The sequence below is a fragment of the Shigella sp. FC1661 genome (genome assembly GCF_001712525.1).
GTDB classification, from domain to species: Bacteria; Pseudomonadota; Gammaproteobacteria; order Enterobacterales; family Enterobacteriaceae; genus Escherichia; species Escherichia coli.
This window is the reverse complement of the sequence record NZ_MDGW01000206.1, coordinates 1-3,470: the sequence shown is the minus strand read 5'-3', so window position 1 is coordinate 3,470 and position 3,470 is coordinate 1. Positions and strand designations below refer to the sequence as shown.

4 protein-coding genes, 1 tRNA gene and 2 pseudogenes are annotated in these 3,470 nt (G+C 47.0%); 3 read left to right on the top strand and 4 right to left on the bottom strand.

The features are described from left to right. The coding region (locus tag BFF42_RS12775; RefSeq protein ID WP_140441451.1) for an integrase core domain-containing protein at positions 1 to 298 on the top strand (298 nt) is incomplete at its 5' end. A 39-nt stretch (positions 299 to 337) separates the two neighbouring features. Here BFF42_RS12775 and BFF42_RS12770 read toward each other — a convergent pair. The 3 genes and pseudogenes from BFF42_RS12770 to BFF42_RS12760 all read right to left on the bottom strand — a co-directional run. Then, positions 338 to 543 (bottom strand): annotated as a pseudogene (locus BFF42_RS12770) (Arm DNA-binding domain-containing protein); the annotation flags it as partial. 161 nt (positions 544 to 704) lie between these two features. Next, a tRNA-Arg gene (locus BFF42_RS12765) sits at positions 705 to 779 on the bottom strand. Positions 780 to 854: 75 nt separating this feature from the next. Further along, positions 855 to 1,787 (bottom strand): formate/nitrite transporter family protein, encoded by a 933-nt coding sequence (locus BFF42_RS12760; RefSeq protein ID WP_000368136.1) that lies wholly within the window; start codon positions 1,785 to 1,787, stop codon positions 855 to 857. 293 nt (positions 1,788 to 2,080) lie between these two features. Here BFF42_RS12760 and mlaA point away from each other — a divergent pair, with 293 nt between their 5' ends. Further along, complete coding sequence (gene mlaA, locus BFF42_RS12755) at positions 2,081 to 2,836, top strand: phospholipid-binding lipoprotein MlaA (protein WP_000776768.1); 756 nt, start codon at positions 2,081 to 2,083, stop codon at positions 2,834 to 2,836. 181 nt (positions 2,837 to 3,017) lie between these two features. Here mlaA and BFF42_RS26785 read toward each other — a convergent pair. Then, positions 3,018 to 3,260, bottom strand: a pseudogene (locus BFF42_RS26785) (hypothetical protein); the annotation flags it as partial. A gap of 51 nt (positions 3,261 to 3,311) precedes the next feature. Between BFF42_RS26785 and BFF42_RS12750 the strand changes: the two are divergent. Then, positions 3,312 to 3,470, top strand: a 159-nt coding sequence (locus tag BFF42_RS12750) for an IS1 family transposase (RefSeq protein WP_032277379.1), incomplete at its 3' end; no start/stop codon positions are given.

Genomic DNA, 3,470 nt, shown 5'->3' with positions numbered 1-3,470 from the left:
TTATACGAGCAGGCAGTTCCGGCAGTTATTGTGGCGATACCAGATCAGACAGAGTATGAGCCGGCGCGGAAACTGCTGGGATAACAGCCCAATGGAACGCTTCTTCAGGAGTCTGAAGAACGAATGGATGCCGGTGGTGGGTTACGTAAGCTTCAGCGAGGCAGCTCACGCCATAACGGACTATATCGTTGGATATTACAGCGCACTAAGACCGCACGAATATAACGGTGGGTTACCCCCAAACGAATCGGAAAATCGATACTGGAAAAACTCTAACTCGGTGGCCAGTTTTTGTTGACCACTTCAAACCCATCTTTTACGGGGTGAAGGTAGGTTTCGTATGAAGGGTATCTGTTGTCTCCTGCAAAGTCATAAGCGGATATTTTCCTACGGTCAGTATTTTTTCCTTACCGTCAATCTTGTAGCGAAGTTGCCATACCTTTTCCCGGATACAGGAACATAAAGGTACAGGCCATTACCATCGAGAAGGCGGTATGGTTTTTCTTTCGGCTTTGCTGCTTCAATCTGCTTAACGGTGAGCATGGGTAAAAATCCGGTGGGTAAAATTATTTTATCCACTTTTTACCCGTCATGGAGTGCGGCTGTCAACGATCTGACGCGAACCATGACGAACCGTGAATATACGGAAGGCTTGATATTCAGGGGATTTTGCGGACTGGTACGGATGGGAGCGAACTGATAAATGGTGTCCCCTGCAGGAATCGAACCTGCAATTAGCCCTTAGGAGGGGCTCGTTATATCCATTTAACTAAGAGGACAATGCGGCATGAGTATACCCGCTAATGGACTGCGGAGTAAGTACACTGCCGCTCGATTGCTTAAACCCTCGCCATTTATGCTGGGTTTTTATCATTTTTCTTAATGTTTTCCGCACGTTCTGCTTTTTGGCGTGCTTCTGCTTTGCGCTTGTTGCTCATGTCGTTACGGATCTGTGCATGACTCATTAACGCGAAGATAAAGGTGCCGCCGCAGATATTCCCCGCTAAAGTAGGTAGTGCGAAGGGCCAAATGAAATCGCTCCAGTGCAGCGTGCCGTTAAACACCAGATAGAGGATTTCTACAGAACCGACAACGATGTGGGTGGTGTCACCCAGTGCAATAAGCCAGGTCATCAATATAATCACCACAATCTTTGCCGCACCCGCTGCAGGAAACATCCAAACCATAGTGGCGATCAGCCAGCCGGAAATGATCGCGTTGGCAAACATCTCGCTGGGGGTATTCTTCATCACATCCATGCCGATTTTGACAAATGCATCGTGAGTTTCTTCATTGAAGATAGGCATATATTCAAATGCCCATGCAGTAATACCTGTCCCGAGAATATTACCCAGCAGCACGACGCCCCATAATCGCATAAGTAAGCCGACGTTGCTCATTGTCGGTTTTTGCATGACGGGTAGTACCGCAGTCACGGTGTTTTCGGTAAATAATTGCTGGCGGGCCATAATGACGATAATAAAACCAAAGGTATAACCGAGATTCTCCAACAAGAAGCTGCCCGGCACGCCTTCCAGTTCGACATGAAATATCCCTTTTGCCAGTAACGAAGCGCCCATCGACAGACCCGCCGCAATGGCTGACCACAGTAGTGCCATTGCGTCGCGTTCCAGCTCTTTTTCACCATCCTGGCGGATATGTTCATGAATTGCCATCGCCCGGGAGGGGAGTCGATCTTCATCTATTTCTATTTTTTTGCCGCGCTCTTTTTCTTCGCTCTCAACTTCAATTTCGTCGCTGTGTTGATCAATTTTGTCGTTGTCCATGGTCTCTTCTCTTGAATTAGCACGTATAGCTAAAGCGTAGCGGCTTTTTTGCTCGCAACTGGCGGGAGTTACTCTGAAAATGTAGAAAAGGCCGCGTTTGCCTTTTTCTGTTTCTATAGAATCAAGTAGCCTACAGGGCGGCGATTACCAAGCTATGATCAAATCAGCAAATCAGGGCGTCTGGACATCAGTTGACGTGCTGTTACAATCGCCCACACCTAAACAGGCGGATACGGTATCGTTCCGTCATGGATGGCAAACTGCATAAGCCATAAAAAAACAGGGAGACATTTATGAAGCTTCGCCTGTCGGCGCTTGCTCTGGGAACTACGCTTCTGGTGGGGTGTGCGAGTTCCGGTACAGATCAGCAAGGGCGTTCTGACCCGTTAGAAGGGTTCAACCGCACCATGTACAACTTCAACTTCAATGTATTAGACCCGTATATTGTTCGACCGGTCGCTGTCGCCTGGCGTGATTATGTTCCGCAACCGGCGCGTAACGGTTTGAGCAACTTTACCGGCAACCTTGAAGAACCTGCGGTGATGGTTAACTACTTCTTGCAGGGCGACCCTTATCAGGGGATGGTCCACTTTACCCGCTTTTTCCTGAACACCATTTTGGGGATGGGCGGCTTTATTGATGTTGCAGGGATGGCGAACCCGAAACTGCAACGGACTGAACCTCACCGCTTCGGTAGTACGCTTGGTCATTATGGCGTGGGTTATGGGCCTTACGTTCAGTTACCGTTCTACGGTAGCTTCACGCTGCGTGATGACGGTGGTGATATGGCGGATGGTCTTTACCCGGTTCTTTCCTGGCTGACCTGGCCGATGTCTGTGGGTAAATGGACGCTTGAAGGGATCGAAACCCGCGCTCAGCTGCTGGATTCCGATGGTCTGCTGCGTCAGTCGTCCGATCCTTATATTATGGTGCGCGAAGCGTACTTCCAGCGTCATGATTTCATCGCTAATGGCGGCGAACTCAAACCGCAGGAAAATCCGAACGCACAAGCGATTCAGGATGATTTAAAAGATATTGATTCTGAATAAGAAACAAATAAAAAAGGTGAGTCGCAAAACTCACCTTTTTTGTTGTTATCCCTCAATTACCACAAGTAAAAGGAGATAAACCGACAATGACCCGGACGTAATGATGTAAAAATACTGATGTTCGTCACTGACTATTTCCGATATTCAGGCGTTGAAAAATCAAAAAACTGGAAAAATAATTTTAAATATCATCAAAATTAACATCTGGCGCAGATAGTTGATTAATTTCATTTTGATATTCCGTCTGGCGATTTTGAAGCCTTTTTTCAACTTTATCTTCGAGATCCTTAAAGTCTTTGTATTTATTTTCAGGATGGTCAACGTCAACTTTGTTAGCGAATAAAGTAGAAATTATTTCTTTTACATTATCGCGTCTAAATTTTGCATCGTCCACTTGAAAATTATATCTTATTGCTCGACGGTAATGCTGCCAACTTACTGATTTAGTGTATGATGGTGATTTTAAGGTGCTTGCGTGGCTTCCATTTCCATCAGATGTCCTTCCTGCTCCGCTACTGAAGGCGTGGTGCGTAACGGCAAAAGCACTGCCGGACATCAGCGCTATCTCTGCTCTCATTGCCGTAAAACATGGCAACTACAGTTCACTTACACCGCCTCTCAGCCCGGTACGCAC